Source organism: Nocardia macrotermitis, from assembly GCF_009604405.1.
Taxonomy (GTDB): domain Bacteria; phylum Actinomycetota; class Actinomycetes; order Mycobacteriales; family Mycobacteriaceae; genus Nocardia; species Nocardia macrotermitis.
In genome coordinates this window covers 544,956-558,827 of the sequence record NZ_WEGK01000002.1, presented here as the reverse complement: position 1 = coordinate 558,827, position 13,872 = coordinate 544,956, and the positions used below count along the sequence as shown (strand labels likewise).

The window sequence follows — 13,872 nt, the reverse complement described above, 5'->3', positions numbered from 1 at the left end:
TTCGTACTCACCGCGCGGCCGGTCCACTCCCCCGGTCGCGGGAGCAATACACTCGACGCTGTGACCGCAGGAGCTTCCGCGAGCGCCCCCACCGGGCTGCGACCAGCGACGAAGATCGATCCCAGCCCCGAGGTCGGGCTCGACTTCCCGCGTGAATGGATCGAGTTCGTCGATCCGGCGAACGACGAGCACACCATCTCCGCCGACCTGACGTGGCTGCTGTCCCGCTGGACGTGCGTTTTCGGCACCCCGGCCTGCCAGGGCATCATCGAGGGCCGCCCGGACGACGGCTGCTGTTCGCACGGCGCGTTCCTGTGCGACGACGACGACCGCAAGAAGCTCGCCAAGGCTGTGAAAAAACTCACACCGCAGGACTGGCAGCTGATGGGCGAGGCCACCGACGCCGAGGGCAAGGTGCGCAAGCGGCTGTACCTGGAAGAGGACGACCTGGACGACGAGCCCGCGCTGCGGACCCGCCGCTACGACGGCGCGTGCATCTTCCTGAACCGGCCCGGATTCGAGGGCGGCATCGGCTGCGCGCTGCATTCGATGGCGTTGCGCACGGGCCTCGAACCGCTCACGGTCAAGCCGGAAGTGTGCTGGCAGTTGCCGATTCGCCGCACCCAGGACTGGGTGGACCGCCCCGACGGCGTGCAGATCCTGCGCACCACGCTCACCGAATACGATCGGCGCGGCTGGGGTCCCGGCGGCGAGGATCTGAACTGGTACTGCTCCGGCTCCCCCGACGCGCACGTCGGTTCGCGGCCCGTATGGCAGTCGTACGCACCGGAATTGATCGAGTTGATCGGTCAGCCCGCGTACGACGAGCTGGCGCGGCACTGCAAGCGACGCGAGGGACTGGGCCTGATCGCGGTGCATCCGGCCACCGAGGCCGCGGAGCACAAGGCGCACACCTCCTGAGGCACGCGCGCGAATTGTGACCCACAACATCGAATCGGTCACAGTGCATCAGAGTGAGCAACCCATCAGCAAAACAGACCCGCTGAGCGGCCGATCAGCGGTTCCCACCCGCCGCGAGCCGATCCGCGAGGCCCGGAGCGAACCCTGCGCGACACCGGCTCGCCATGCGCGCGTCACCTTTCGATGTTAGAAACCACCGCCATGATGAGGAAACTGATCACCACCGCCATGCTGTCCGTTGCCGCCGCCGCGATCCTCGCCCCGGCCGCGCAAGCCGAGGACTTCCACGACTACAACGACGCCACCTCGAACTTCGTGCTCTACACCGATCCGGCCGCGATCAACGCCAAGACCAACGGCAAGCAGGTCGTCGCGAGCATCTACGGGACCACCCACCCGATCTACTGCAAGGGCGCGACCCCCAAGGGCCCCTTCACCGACTGCATGCAGCACGACGACTTCGGCTGGTTCCACCTGAGCCAGACCCAGCTGCCGCAGATCGGCACCGTCTGGGTCCACCTGACCTAGGACGCCGCCGCACCGGACAGCTCCGCGCCGGACGGACACCATCGCGCGATATGTGAACACCCGACGGTCCCCGTGGTCCGGGAACGCCGGGTGTTTGCGTATCGCCCCGGCTCGAATCAGCGTTACCGACAACACATTCCATGATCGAACGAGGTCGCGAACCATGGAACCGCCGTCTTGTAGCGATCATGGTTCTGAGCTTCGATATATGGACTATGAGCACGTTGAAAAAGGTTTCCGGCGCATTGTCGTGCGCTACTGCGGTCGCGATCGGACTGGGTGCGCTCACAGGTTGCGACAACTCCGGTAGCGGCGCCACCACCACGTCGAGCAGCACGACGACCGCGGCCCCGACCACGACCGCGACGCCCACCAACGACACCGCGACCACCACGCCCGCACCCCCGGCCACCTCGGCTCCGGCCGTCGCGCCGCCGCCGCAGGTCACCCAGGCACCGCAGCCGCCGGTGACGCAATACCAAGCGCCGCAGACGCATCCGCAGACCACCGCGCCGAAACCCGCACCGACACTGTCGGATCCCGGCTTCACCCCGCGTGCCGGTTACTGAGGTACCAGCCAGGATGCGAACGAATATTCTCACCGCGGCCCGGAGCCGCCTGGCAGGTGTCGTAGTGGCCGCCTGCGCGACGTTGCTCACCGTCACCGTGACCGGTCCGGCCCACGCCGACAACCCCCAGCGATCGGGCAGCGAACTGGTCGTCCTGGGCGACTCGTACACCGCGAACGGCATTCGGCTGGACGGTGATTCGCGGGACTGCAATCACGGCCCGACCGCGTGGCCGGTGCAGCTGAGCAAGCTGTTGAAGATCGCGGGCACCTCGGATTTCGAGGACGTCTCGTGTTCCGGCGCGTCCCTGGAGAGCCACACCGCGTACGACATCGTGTCCGAGGCCCGGATCGCCGCCGTCGCGGGCGCGTTCGGCCCGCGCACGAAGACCGTGGCCCTCCAGTTCGGCATGAACGACACCTGGGGCGACAGCAAGACGATGCTGTGGACCTCGTTGGGCCCGTGCGTGTTCAACTTCCGCGACGGCTGCGGACCCGAGGCCGCGGCGCAGGGGCGGCTCGCGGACTTCCGGGCGCTGACCGGGCAGGCGTACGCCGATCGGCTCCGCGAGGTGGTCGACTACGTCCGCTACTACGCGCCGAACGCGCGCATCGTCCTGGTCGGCTATCCCGAACTGTTCCCGGCGCATTCGTCGACGGTCTGCACCAGCGTGCTCGGTGTGGGAAATATCATCCAGGACCGCGGCGCGGGTCTGGTGGACTACCTCGATCGGTTGCAGCAGGCGCAGATCGAGGCGGCGAAACTGCTGGATCTGCACTTCTTCGACCTGCGCGCGCTCACCGCCGGGCACGGACTGTGCTCGTCGCAGCCCTGGCTGAACGGGTTCTTCGACCCGCGCGCGGATTTCGCCGGCATCCCGTTCCACCCCAGCGCGCAAGGGGATTCGGTGACGGCGCAGGCGCTGAATCGCTGGATCTCGCAGTGACACAAGTGCACTCGCCGCCCTCGCGCAGCCCGGAGACGCCGGACACCCCGGCGGCGGATCAGCGACGGCATTCGGGGCGTCTGCCGTCGCTGACCGCCGCCCGGTGGTGGGCCGCGCTCGCGGTGTTCGCGACGCACGCGCTGATCCTGTTGCCCGTCTACCCCTTCCAGAAGTCCGAGCTGTTCCGGCGGATCCATCAGGACTTCGTGCCGATGCAGTTCGGCGCGGCCGGGGTGACGTTCTTCTTCGTGCTGTCCGGCTTCATCATCTACTGGTCCGCCGGACGCGGCGGGTCGGCGCTGGGCTTCTACCGCCGCCGGGTGCTCAAGATCTATCCGACGCATCTGGTCGCCGCGGCGGTGTTCGTCCTGGCCGCGAGCGTGCCGCTGCACCGGCTAGTGGTGTGGTTGCCGAACCTGCTGCTGATCCACAACTGGGTGCCGAAGTGGAGTACGGTCGGCGGGCTCAACGTGCCGTCCTGGTCGCTGTGCTCGGAAATGCTGTTCTACCTGAGCTTTCCGCTGCTGTTGCCGCTGGTGCGGCGGATTCCCGGGGCGCGGCTGCTGTGGTGGATCGCGGGTCTGCTGGTGCTCGTGCTCGGGCTGCACGCGGCGTATCTGATCGCCTTCGACGGTCCGACCGCGATCGGCAATGCCTTCGCGCCGCGGCTGGTCGGCGGTGACGTGTCGCCGCACGCGGAACTGCACGCGGCGCGAATCTGGTTCGAGCAGAGCGATATTCCGGTGTTGCGTTCGTACTGGTTCAGTTACGACTTTCCGCTCTCGCGGCTGCCCGAGTTCTACGTCGGCGTGCTGACCGCTCGCATGGTGATCGAGAAACGTTGGCGCAACACGCGTTTGACGCTGCCGGTGCTCGCGGTGGCGCTGTCCTACCTGGCGACCTGGGTGGTGCCGGTGGACTTCAAGATGTCGGCGCTGGAGGTCGGTCCGATGGCGGCGTTGATCGCCACGATGGCCGTGCGCGATCAACGCGGATCGCCCGCGCGCACACCGTCCAGGCCGATGGTGTGGCTCGGCGAGATCTCGTACGCGTTCTATCTGATCCAGTTTCCGATCATGGTGCTGGTGACGCGATTCGTGATCGGCGGGCATCAGTTCGGGTTCTGGGGATGGCTGGGGTGTTCGGCGCTGTGCCTGGTCGGTGCGGTGCTCGCGGCCGCGGCGATCTATCAGCTGGTCGATCTGCCGTTGATGCGGCGTTTCGCGCGGCCGCGGCCGAAGACCTCGGCCCGTTCCGCCGAACCGGACTCGCCCGAGGAGCCATCGCACCTAGCGCAATAACGTTGCCGCCGTGCGCAATTCGTCGAGGGCGGCCAGCATGTGCGGGGCGAGACCGTCGTCATCCCGGCGGTCCTGTCCGCACCACGCCGCGTAGCCGCGCTTGAACGCGAGCAGTCCGATCTCGGCGGCGAGGTGCGCGCTCGGATCCTCGATACCGCGCTCGATCAGCGCGGTTCGCATCGCGGCGGCGAGGCCGACGCTCTTGAGCGCGTCCCGTTCCTGAAGTTCACTGCTGGCGGCCACGGCCGCCTTGAGGCGCGGGCCCAGTTCGCGATTCAGCGGCCCCATCTCGTCCGCCGCGCGCGCCAGCCCGGCGGCGACCGCGTCGAGCGGGCCCACCCCCTCCGGGGCCTGCGCGATGCCCTCGGCCAGCAACCGGCTCAACGTCTCCTGCCCGGCGACCAGCACCTCACGTTTGTCGGTGAAGTGCCGGAAGAACGTGCTCCGGGTGACTCCGGCCCGGGCGGCGATCTCGGCGACGGTGGTGTCGTCGTAGCCCTGCTCGGTGAACAGGTCGACCGCGGCCACGACGAGCCGTTCGCGCGCGCCGGGTTCCCATCGAGCCATGGCTGCACGATACCAGGTGATGCGACACTTATCCCGACGTGATGCGACACTTGTCCCGTTACCGTGTTACGGTGATGAGACACTTATCCCATCACTGTGGAGGACAGCCACATGCAGGTCTTCGTCACCGGAGGCACCGGCACCATCGGATCCGCCGTCGTCGCCGAACTGTCGGCCAACGGTCACAAGGTTCTCGCGCTCGCCCGCTCGGAGGATTCGGCGCGCACCCTCGCCGACGCCGGAGCCGAACCACTCCGGGGCGGACTCGACGACCTCGACGTCCTACGCGCCGGGGCCGCGCGATCCGACGGGGTGATCAGCCTGGCCTTCAGCCACGACTTCGGCGGCCCCGACGGGCTCGCGACGGCCATCGCGCAGGAGAGCGCCGCGATGGCGACACTCGGCGACGCACTGCTCGGCTCGGACCGGCCCATCGTCACGGTCTCCGGCACGCCCTGGGTGGCGGGCCGCGCCGCCACCGAACAGGACCCGCTGCCCCTCGAAGGACCGGTGGCCGGTCGAGCCCGCTCGGTCAACGCACTGCTCGCGCTGGCCGCCCAGGGCGTGCGGGCCACCGCCGTGCGCATGCCCCGCACCGTCCACAACCAGGGCAGGGGCGGCTTCGCCGGAATGCTGACCGAACGCGCGCGCAGCAGCGGCATCGCGGGCTACCCGGGCGACGGCAGCCAGCGCTGGCCCGCCGTGCACGCCGTCGACGCGGCCGTACTCTTCCGGCTGGCACTGGAATCGGCCCCGGCCGGAACGGCCTGGCACGCCGTCGCCGACGAAGGCGACCGGGTGCGCGATATCGCCGCCGTCATCGGCCGCCGCCTGGACCTGCCGGTCGAACAGGTCCCGGTCGAGAACTTCGGCCCCTTCGGCCCCGTCTTCGTCACCGACCAGCCCGCCTCCAGCGCCCACACCCGCGAAACCCTCGGCTGGACGCCCACCCACCCCGGACTCCTGGCCGACCTGGAGAACATCGGTAAATGAGACACCGCACCCGGCGCTCCCGAACCCTCGGGAACGCCGGGTGCCGCTGTGTCACAACCTGATTCGAGCTCAGGCTTCGAGCTTGTACCCCAACCCGCGCACGGTCACCAGATGTTCCGGCTTGGCCGGATCCATCTCGATCTTCGACCGCAGCCGCTTGACGTGCACGTCCAGCGTCTTGGTGTCGCCGACGTAGTCCGCACCCCACACCCGGTCGATGAGCTGCCCGCGGGTGAGCACGCGACCGGAGTTGCGCAGCAGGTACTCCAGCAGATCGAATTCCTTGAGCGGCAACGTGACCGGCTTGCCGTTGACCTGCACCGTGTGCCGATCCACATCCATCCGCACCGGACCCGCCTCGAGTACGGCGTTCTCGCTGTTGCCGTCCATCTCCTCGCCCGCGCCGCGCCGCAGCACCGCACGGATCCGGGCGATCAACTCCCGGGACGAATACGGCTTGGTCACATAGTCGTCCGCGCCCAGCTCGAGACCGACGACCTTGTCGATCTCACTGTCCCGCGCGGTCACCATGATCACCGGCACGCTGCTGCGGATGCGCAACTGCTTGCAGACGTCGGTGCCGCTCATCCCGGGCAGCATCAGATCCAGCAGGACGATATCCGCACCGGAACGGTCGAACTCGGCCAGCGCGGAGGGACCGTCGCCGACCACGGTGACCTCGAACCCCTCCTTACGCAGCAGAAAGGCGAGCGGATCGGCCAGCGACTCCTCGTCCTCGACGATCAGCACACTCGTCATCGGGTTGCCTCCACACCGTTTGGTCTGGCCCGCCCCGCGGGGCGTGAGCCGTTTTCCTTCTTACCCACCGGAGTTCCGGGGGGTGTTCTCTTGTCCGGATCCTCGGTCTCGACCGCGGGTATGCGCAGCGTGAACGTCGAACCCGTGCCCAGTTTGCTCCACAGGGTGATCTCGCCGTTGTGGTTGGCGGCCACGTGCTTGACGATAGCCAAGCCCAGCCCGGTGCCGCCCGTGGCGCGCGAACGGGCCTTGTCGGCGCGGAAGAACCGCTCGAAGACCCGTTCCTGATCCTCCTTGGCGATGCCGATGCCGCGATCGGTGACCGCGATGTTGACATGCCCGTTGCGCACCGCGCGGCTCACCGATACGTGCGAGCCGCGCGGGGAGTAGTTGATGGCGTTCTCCACCAGGTTCGACAGCGCCGTGACCAGCAGCGGTTCGTCGCCGAAGATCTCCAGGCCGCTGTTGGAGTCGGTGCTGACGGTGATTCCGGCGGCCTCGGCGGCGGTGCGGGAACGTTCGATCGCGGCGTTCACCACGACGTCCACCTCCACGGCCTCGAGCTGCGGCAGCTTCTCCGCGCCCTGCAGCCGCGAGAGCGCGATCAGCTCGGTCACCATCTTGCCCATCCGCCCGGATTCGGCCAGCAGCCGATTACCGAAGTGCCGCACCGAATCCGGATCGTCGGCCGATTCCAGCAATGCCTCGGCGAGCAGGCTCATCGCGCCGACGGGAGTTTTGAGTTCGTGACTCACATTCGCCACGAAATCCCGGCGGGTGGCCTCCATGCGGGCGGTTTCGGAATCGTCGTCGGCGAACAGCACGACGAAATTGGATTCCCCGCGCGAAAGCGGCCGGGCCACGCCGCGCACGGCGATGCGGCCGCGGCCGGGCACCGGATTCTTCAGCGTCAGATCGAATTCGACGTCCTCGCCCTCGGCGATGACCTTCTCCACCGCCGCCCAGGCACGCTCGTCCAGCAGGCGATTGCGAACCACACCCAATTCCTCGGCGCGCGGATTCACCAACACCACGTCGCGATATTCGTCCACGACCGCGATACCGCTCTCGGAGGTGAGCACGATCAGATCGAGCACCTGGGACATGGTCAGGCCGCTCTCGGCCTCTCGCCGCTGGGCCTGGCGCGCATTCACGTACGGAATGAGCAACCCGCCCACGGCCAACCCGACGATGGCCGCGAGAACTGCCAGCAGCACGGCCTGGGGAACGCTCACACGTGAATCGTACGATCGCAAACCGACGGAACGAGTGTCGGACGGCGAAGTTTCACGCAGGTCGCAGGCCATTACGACGGTGTTATCCGGGTGTTTACGCGTTGTTCGTCGTAGCGCCCGCTATCACCGGGCAGGCGGGTTCCCGGGCGTGTTCGACGATCCCGCGCGCACATTGCGTTGCGGCACCGCACATCTGGAGAACACGCGAAACCCGCGTGAACTCGTCCGGCGGTGGCGACACCGCTGTGACAAGTTCCGCGCGGGCCGTCGGCTGTGAGGTCTACCGCAATTTTTCCGCGTGGTCCGGGGACCTCGGATCACCAGCCGTCGTCGCCGCGCACCGGGATGTTCACGAAACTCGGATTCCGCGGATCGAGCTGCACGTGTTCGGGCCGGAGACCGGTGTCGACCAGCATCGGCAGGATCGGCAGGCCCTTGGGGAAGTTACCGGCGAATACGTCCACGCGCAGGCGATGGCCCGGGGCCAGCACCGCGCGGGTGGCGGGCAGGGCGATGTCCAGGGTGGTCGGGACGCCCGGCACGGTCGGCTGTCGACGGTCCAGCGAGGTGTAGGCGCGGGGGTCGGTGTAGTCGCCGTTGGCCGAACGGGAGCTGTGCGCGTCGTCGATCTGGCGGAGCGAGGCCATCAGCTGGCCCGAGGACAGCACCGTCGATTGGCCGTCGGGGGCGACGTCGTTCACCGTCGCGACCCAGTAGCCGTCGGCGGCGTCCTGCACGGTCTCGAGGTGGATCGCGATCGGACCGGAGATCGTGGTCTGCCCCGGAACCGGCGCGCTGGTGAAGGTCAGCGCGTTGGTCTCGGCGATCCGGGAATCCTTGCCGCACGCGTCGATGACCGCCAGCACGCCCGCGGTGGCCTGGGCGGCGTCGTTGGAACAGAGCGTGGTCAGGCCGGGCGCGACGCTCATTCGCGTGGTCTCGCCGGTGAGTGTCCCGCTCAGCGAGCCGTCCCACACACTCGACGCGGTGCCGCTTCGCCTGGCGGACAAGTACATTCGGCGATACTTCGACCTCTCGTCGGCCGGCGCCGACGGGCCGAAACCGCCCTGGGTGACCCAGCCGCCGCCCTGTTCGCGCAACGTCACCGGACCGTAGCGATCGATGCCGTTGTCGATTCCCTTGAGCCACTTGTCGAACCACGCGCGCTGCAACACGTCCAGGCGCGGCGGCAGGCCTGGCTTACCGGATTCGCTGCCCGAGTTGAGGTGGTAGGTGTTGCCCATCAGTAGCTGTTTGTGTCCCGGCGCGACCGGAATCTCGTTGTATATCTTGGATTCCGAGTAGGTGAACAGGTCGTGCCAGCCGCCGGTGACGAAGGTCGGGATCTGGATCCGGCCCGGATCGCCAAGCCACGCTCGACGTTCGGAGGAGAAGTCCGTGAGCATCTGGCGCACACGGGGATCCAGGTCCTGCATGCGGGTCCGGCTGTAGGCGCTGAGCAGTACGTCCATGTAGGTGTACGGGTCGCCGACGCGGTCGTTCAACCAGCGGGTGTCGAACTTTCCGGTCAGCAGCGACTGCACGTCCGGCACCCATTTGAGGCCGTTGATCGCGCTGAGCCACAACGGAATGAAGTTGAAACCGAAGCCGCCGCCGGGCGCGAGGACGTCGTCCACGAGGTCGCTGCCCGGCACCACCGGGAAGATCGCCTTCAACGCGGGCGGATGCTTCTCCGCGGCCTGCACCTGGTTGATACCCGAATAGGACAGGCCGTTCATGCCGACCTTGCCGTCGGACCAGGGTTGGCGCGCGGCCCAATCGATCGTCTCGACGGTGTCCTGCTGCTCGCGTTGACGCAGCATGTCCCAATCCCCTTGGGAGAAACCGGTTCCGCGCACGTCGACCACGACCTGCGTGTAGCCGCTCTCCACCAGTTTGCGGTCCACCGCGAAGTCGCGCAGTTCGCCGCCGCCGAACGCCTTGGTCAGATCGGTGACGCCGGACAGCGGGGTGCCGGACAGATCGATCTGCCGAAACAGATTCAGCAGCGCGTCGGACAGTCCCGGAATCGACCCCGCGTGGTCGGCCAGATTCGACACCAGCTTGGTGTACGGAGTCATGTTGAGCACGACCGGAGTTCGCGTATCGATCGGATGTCCGGCCGGGTCGGCGGGGCGGTACACATTGCCCTTCAGCACCGTGCCGTCACTCATGGTGATCGGCACATCCCAGTCGATGTGGATGTTCGGGTACTGCTGCGGACCGTCCTCGGCGGCCGTCCAGGCGACACCCGCGGCGCCACCGTCGGGTCCGGTGGGTTCGGGTGTCGCCGAGGACGTTCCGGCGAAGAAGGGCAGGGCGACGATGGCCGCAGTCACCACGACTGCGGCACGGAACGCGTACGGCATCGGACGTGATCCACCTCTCGATCGAACCAAACGAGCGAGAGTTTAACTACCAGTGAGTAAGTTGCAAACCACCGGCTATTGATACGTGTTGCCGCGCCGGTTCACGGGTTGCCGATTATTTGTTGCCGCCCTGGTTGGCCACCGCCGCCGCACCCGCCGCAGCGGCCTCCGGGTCCAGGTACTCGCCCGGACCGGTCGGACGCAGGTTCTCGTCCAGTTCGTAGCGCAGCGGGATGCCGGTCGGGATGTTCAGTCCGGCGATGTCCTCGTCCGAGATGTCCTCCAGGTGCTTGACCAGCGCGCGCAGCGAATTACCGTGCGCGGCAACGAGAACCGTCTTGCCGGTGCGCAGCTCCGGGGCGATGTCGGATTCCCAGTACGGCACCATCCGGGCCACGACATCCTTGAGACACTCGGTGGCCGGGGCATCGATACCGGCGTAGCGCGGATCGCCGTCCTGGCTGAATTCGGTGCCCGCCTCGATCGGCGGCGGCGGTGTGTCGTAACTGCGCCGCCACAGCATGAACTGCTCGTCGCCGTACTTGTCCCGGATCTCGGCCTTGTTCTTGCCCTGCAACGCGCCGTAGTGCCGCTCGTTGAGCCGCCAGTCCCGGATCACCGGAATCCAGTGCCGATCCGCGGCGTCCAGCGCCAGATTCGCGGTGCCGATCGCGCGCCGCAGCAGCGAGGTGAACACGATGTCCGGCAGAATCCCCTGCTCGGCCAGCAGTTCCCCGGCCCGCCGCCCCTCGGCCACACCCTTGTCGGTCAGGTGCACATCGACCCAGCCGGTGAACAGATTCAGGGCATTCCATTCGCTCTCGCCGTGGCGCAGCAACACGAGGGTGTACGTCATGCGGCCATCGTAGCGGGGGGCGTTTCCCCGCTACTCCACTCCTCAGGCGGCGGTGCGGCCCGCGTCGGCCGCGATCACCGCACCGGTGAGATAGCTCGAGCGGTCGTCGGCCAGGAACAGGATCACTTCGGCGATCTCGCTCGGCTCGGCCATGCGCCCGAACAGGGTGAGTGCGCCCAGCCGTGCTTCGCCGTCCTCGCCGAACGCCGCGGCCGCACCCGACAGCACCGTCTCGGTGCGGGTGGGCCCGGGAGCCACGGCGTTCACCCGGACGCCGGTCGGGCCGAACTCGGCGGCCCAGCTGCGGGTCAACGCCTCCAGCGCGGCCTTGGTGGCGGTGTAGGCCGAAACCCCCGCCATCGCCGTGGTGGCGGTCATCGAACTGACATTGACGATGCTGCCCGAACCGCGCGCGATCATCGCCGGGGCGAGAGCGGCGGTGAGGAAATACGGGGCCCGCAGATTCACCGCGACGGCGATGTCGAAACTCTCGATATCCTGGGATATGGCCGGTGAAAGCGGTTGCACCGCAGCATTGTTGACCAGCACGTCGACCGGGCCCGCCGCTTCCGCCAGACCTCGCAGCGAGCCGAGATCGGTGAGGTCGGCCGCCACGAAACGCGCCCGGCCGCCGTCGTCGATGATCTCCGCGACCGTGTCGTTCCCGCGGTCGGCGTCGCGCCCGGACACGATCACGGTGGCTCCGGCGGCGGCCAGCAGCAGGGCGGTCGCCCGGCCGATTCCGGCGGTGGAGCCGGTGACGAGTGCGGTTTGTCCGGTCAGGTTCATCGGCATGGTGGTCCTCGTTCGTCTGTGTGTGGTTCCGAATCAGCCTGTGCCGCTGCGGAACCACCAGCCAGGGCCGAGTTGTCCCACCCGGGTACGACCGGCGCGCGCCGTGCATCGGCTGTGCCGTCACACTGGAAACGAGCTGCACGCCGGCGCAACGACCTTCGCGTGACCGGAACGGACTGACATGGCAACCGACAACTCCCGACACCTGGGCCCACTGCTGCGCAAGTATCGCGATCGTCTCGCGCCCGCGGAGGTGGGCTTGGTGTTGCCGCGGGGCGCGCGCCGCACGCCCGGTCTGCGACGCGAGGAGCTCGCTGAAATGGCCGGAGTCTCAGAGGATTACATCAAACGCCTCGAGCAGGGGCGCAGTCATCCGTCGGCGTCTGTCGTCAACGCGCTGTCCCGGGCGTTGCGGCTGTCCCGGGCCGAATACGAACAGCTGTCGGCATTGTCGGGGTATGCGCCGGCCGTGCCGGGCGATGTGGACCGCACCATCGGCGCGACCACCCAGCTGCTGCTCGAACGGCTCGACGAGGTGGCGGTCGGCGTCTACGACACCGGCTGGACACTGCTCGCCTACAACGGTCTCGGCACGCGCGTCTTCGGCGAGCCCGCCGAGGATTTCCGCCAGCGCAACATGGCTTGGCGATTCTTCATGGAGCCGGCCAATTTCACCTGGAAATCCGATGCCCAGGAAAAGAGTTTCAAGACCGCACTGGTCGCCGATCTGCGAGACGCCGCGAACCGCTATCCGCACGACGAGAATCTCGCGAAACTCGTCGCCGAACTGCGCGCCACGCACGGCGGATTCGACGATCTGTGGCGCGAGGGCGCGGCCGCGAAATTCGTCGGCACCACCGGCGTGACGCACCATCCCGCCGTCGGGACGATCACGCTGGACGCGAACGCGCTCGCCGTGCCCGACGGCGATCTCAAGATGGTCGTCTTCACCGCCCAACCGAAAACCCGTGACGCCCACCGGCTCTCGGCTCTCGGCGGGGAGAGCTCTCGGACGCCGCACTATCCACAGTGACCGTTTCGCCGCCGGCGAAGCCACGTGACCCGCAAATGCTGACACGGCGGTGTTCGAGACCGTGAATACGATTCCGGCCTGGAGTTCACTCCGGCGTTACTTCGGTGGCCAGCACCGCCGCGCCGACAAGTGTTGCGCCGTCGGCGATTTGGGAGTGGACGACGCGGAGGTCGTGCAGGAAGCCGAGGCGGGCGTGTTCGGCGATCGCGGCGCGCATCGGATTCCACAGGGGCTCACCGGAATTGGCGAAACCGCCGCCGATGACGACCCGGTCGATGTCCAGGAGGGCGGCGGCCGAGGAAATCGCTTGCCCCAGAGCGGTTCCGGCGCGGTCGAGGGCGGCCAGGGCAATCGCGTCGCCGGAGTGGGCGGACTGGGCCAGTTCGATGCCCGAGCGTCCGGTCCAGCCGTGGTCGCGGGCCCAGCGCACCGACGACATGCCGCTGGCGACCGCCTCGACGCAGCCGATACCGCCGCAGCCGCAGCGTTCCAGCGAACCGGGGACCACGATGTGGCCGACGTGTCCGGCGTTTCCAGTGCGGCCGAGGGCGAGTTTGCCGTCGGCGATGATGCCGCCGCCGATTCCGGACGACACCGTCATCGCCAGCCCGTCCCGCACCCCGCGCAAGCCGCCGATGTGGTGTTCGGCCAACGCCAGGCACGCCCCGTCCACCGCGAGCCGCACCGCGGCCCCCGGGAACAGTTCCCGCACCGCGTCCACCAGCGCGAACCCGGAACTCCATTCCGGAATATTCAGCGGCGAAGTGGTCCCCGACCGCACGTCCACCGGCCCGGCCGCCCCGATCCCGACGGCCTCGATCCGCTCGTCCCCCACCACGCCGCGCAACAGTTCCCGGCACGCGTCCCACACCCCCGCGGTCGGCACCGCGATCTGCCGCACCTCCCGCACCTGTCGTCCCTCGCCGACAACCCCCGCCGCGAACTTCGTCGCCCCGATATCCAACGCCACACTGATCACAGCCCGAAATCCTCGCATCCC

General features: G+C 68.0%; 14 protein-coding genes. 7 read left to right on the top strand and 7 right to left on the bottom strand.

The features are described 5' to 3' along the window. Positions 1–60: 60 nt before the first annotated feature. The 5 genes from NRB20_RS06285 (at position 61) to NRB20_RS06265 (ending at position 4,265) form a co-directional block, all read left to right on the top strand. Positions 61–921: a hypothetical protein gene (locus NRB20_RS06285; RefSeq protein ID WP_319944538.1), complete on the top strand. Its 861-nt coding sequence runs from the start codon at positions 61–63 to the stop codon at positions 919–921. 201 nt (positions 922–1,122) lie between these two features. Beyond that, positions 1,123–1,449: a hypothetical protein gene (locus NRB20_RS06280; protein ID WP_153408316.1), complete on the top strand. Its 327-nt coding sequence runs from the start codon at positions 1,123–1,125 to the stop codon at positions 1,447–1,449. A gap of 215 nt (positions 1,450–1,664) precedes the next feature. After that, a complete protein-coding gene (locus tag NRB20_RS06275; RefSeq protein WP_153408315.1) occupies positions 1,665–2,018 on the top strand; it encodes a hypothetical protein in 354 nt (117 codons plus the stop codon). 13 nt (positions 2,019–2,031) lie between these two features. Beyond that, positions 2,032–2,964, top strand: coding sequence for an SGNH/GDSL hydrolase family protein (locus NRB20_RS06270; RefSeq protein WP_153408313.1), 933 nt, complete (start codon positions 2,032–2,034; stop codon positions 2,962–2,964). After that, positions 2,961–4,265 (top strand): acyltransferase family protein, encoded by a 1,305-nt coding sequence (locus NRB20_RS06265; RefSeq protein WP_319944537.1) that lies wholly within the window; start codon positions 2,961–2,963, stop codon positions 4,263–4,265. The genes NRB20_RS06270 and NRB20_RS06265 overlap by 4 nt, the downstream gene beginning before the upstream one ends. Here the strand turns inward: NRB20_RS06265 and NRB20_RS06260 are convergent. Next, the gene (locus NRB20_RS06260; protein WP_153408311.1) at positions 4,254–4,832 is read right to left on the bottom strand and encodes a TetR/AcrR family transcriptional regulator; all 579 of its coding nucleotides are present in this window, start codon (positions 4,830–4,832) and stop codon (positions 4,254–4,256) included. The two genes, NRB20_RS06265 and NRB20_RS06260, sit on opposite strands and share 12 nt — an antisense overlap. Before the next feature lie 111 nt (positions 4,833–4,943). Here NRB20_RS06260 and NRB20_RS06255 point away from each other — a divergent pair, with 111 nt between their 5' ends. Continuing rightward, entirely contained in the window at positions 4,944–5,825 is an 882-nt protein-coding gene (locus NRB20_RS06255) for an SDR family oxidoreductase (protein ID WP_153408309.1), read from the top strand. A gap of 69 nt (positions 5,826–5,894) precedes the next feature. Here NRB20_RS06255 and NRB20_RS06250 read toward each other — a convergent pair whose 3' ends face one another. From NRB20_RS06250 to NRB20_RS06230, 5 genes are all read right to left on the bottom strand, one after another. Then, positions 5,895–6,584, bottom strand: coding sequence for a response regulator transcription factor (locus tag NRB20_RS06250; RefSeq protein WP_153408305.1), 690 nt, complete (start codon positions 6,582–6,584; stop codon positions 5,895–5,897). Beyond that, a complete protein-coding gene (locus NRB20_RS06245; RefSeq protein WP_319944536.1) occupies positions 6,581–7,819 on the bottom strand; it encodes a sensor histidine kinase in 1,239 nt (412 codons plus the stop codon). Before NRB20_RS06245 ends, NRB20_RS06250 begins: the two co-directional genes overlap by 4 nt. Positions 7,820–8,136: 317 nt before the next feature. After that, positions 8,137–10,188 carry a CocE/NonD family hydrolase gene (locus tag NRB20_RS06240; RefSeq protein ID WP_153408302.1) on the bottom strand — a complete coding sequence of 684 codons (2,052 nt, stop codon included), beginning with the start codon at positions 10,186–10,188 and terminating at the stop codon, positions 8,137–8,139. 115 nt (positions 10,189–10,303) lie between these two features. Further along, on the bottom strand, positions 10,304–11,044 hold the full coding sequence (locus NRB20_RS06235) for a phosphoglyceromutase (protein WP_153408299.1): 741 nt from the start codon (positions 11,042–11,044) through the stop codon (positions 10,304–10,306). Between the two features lie 42 nt (positions 11,045–11,086). Continuing rightward, the gene (locus tag NRB20_RS06230; RefSeq protein WP_153408773.1) at positions 11,087–11,833 is read right to left on the bottom strand and encodes an SDR family NAD(P)-dependent oxidoreductase; all 747 of its coding nucleotides are present in this window, start codon (positions 11,831–11,833) and stop codon (positions 11,087–11,089) included. Between the two features lie 187 nt (positions 11,834–12,020). Here NRB20_RS06230 and NRB20_RS06225 point away from each other — a divergent pair, with 187 nt between their 5' ends. Then, complete coding sequence (locus tag NRB20_RS06225; RefSeq protein ID WP_153408297.1) at positions 12,021–12,872, top strand: helix-turn-helix domain-containing protein; 852 nt, start codon at positions 12,021–12,023, stop codon at positions 12,870–12,872. A gap of 85 nt (positions 12,873–12,957) precedes the next feature. Here the strand turns inward: NRB20_RS06225 and NRB20_RS06220 are convergent, their stop codons facing one another. Next, positions 12,958–13,851: an ROK family protein gene (locus NRB20_RS06220; RefSeq protein ID WP_319944535.1), complete on the bottom strand. Its 894-nt coding sequence runs from the start codon at positions 13,849–13,851 to the stop codon at positions 12,958–12,960. Positions 13,852–13,872: the final 21 nt, after the last annotated feature.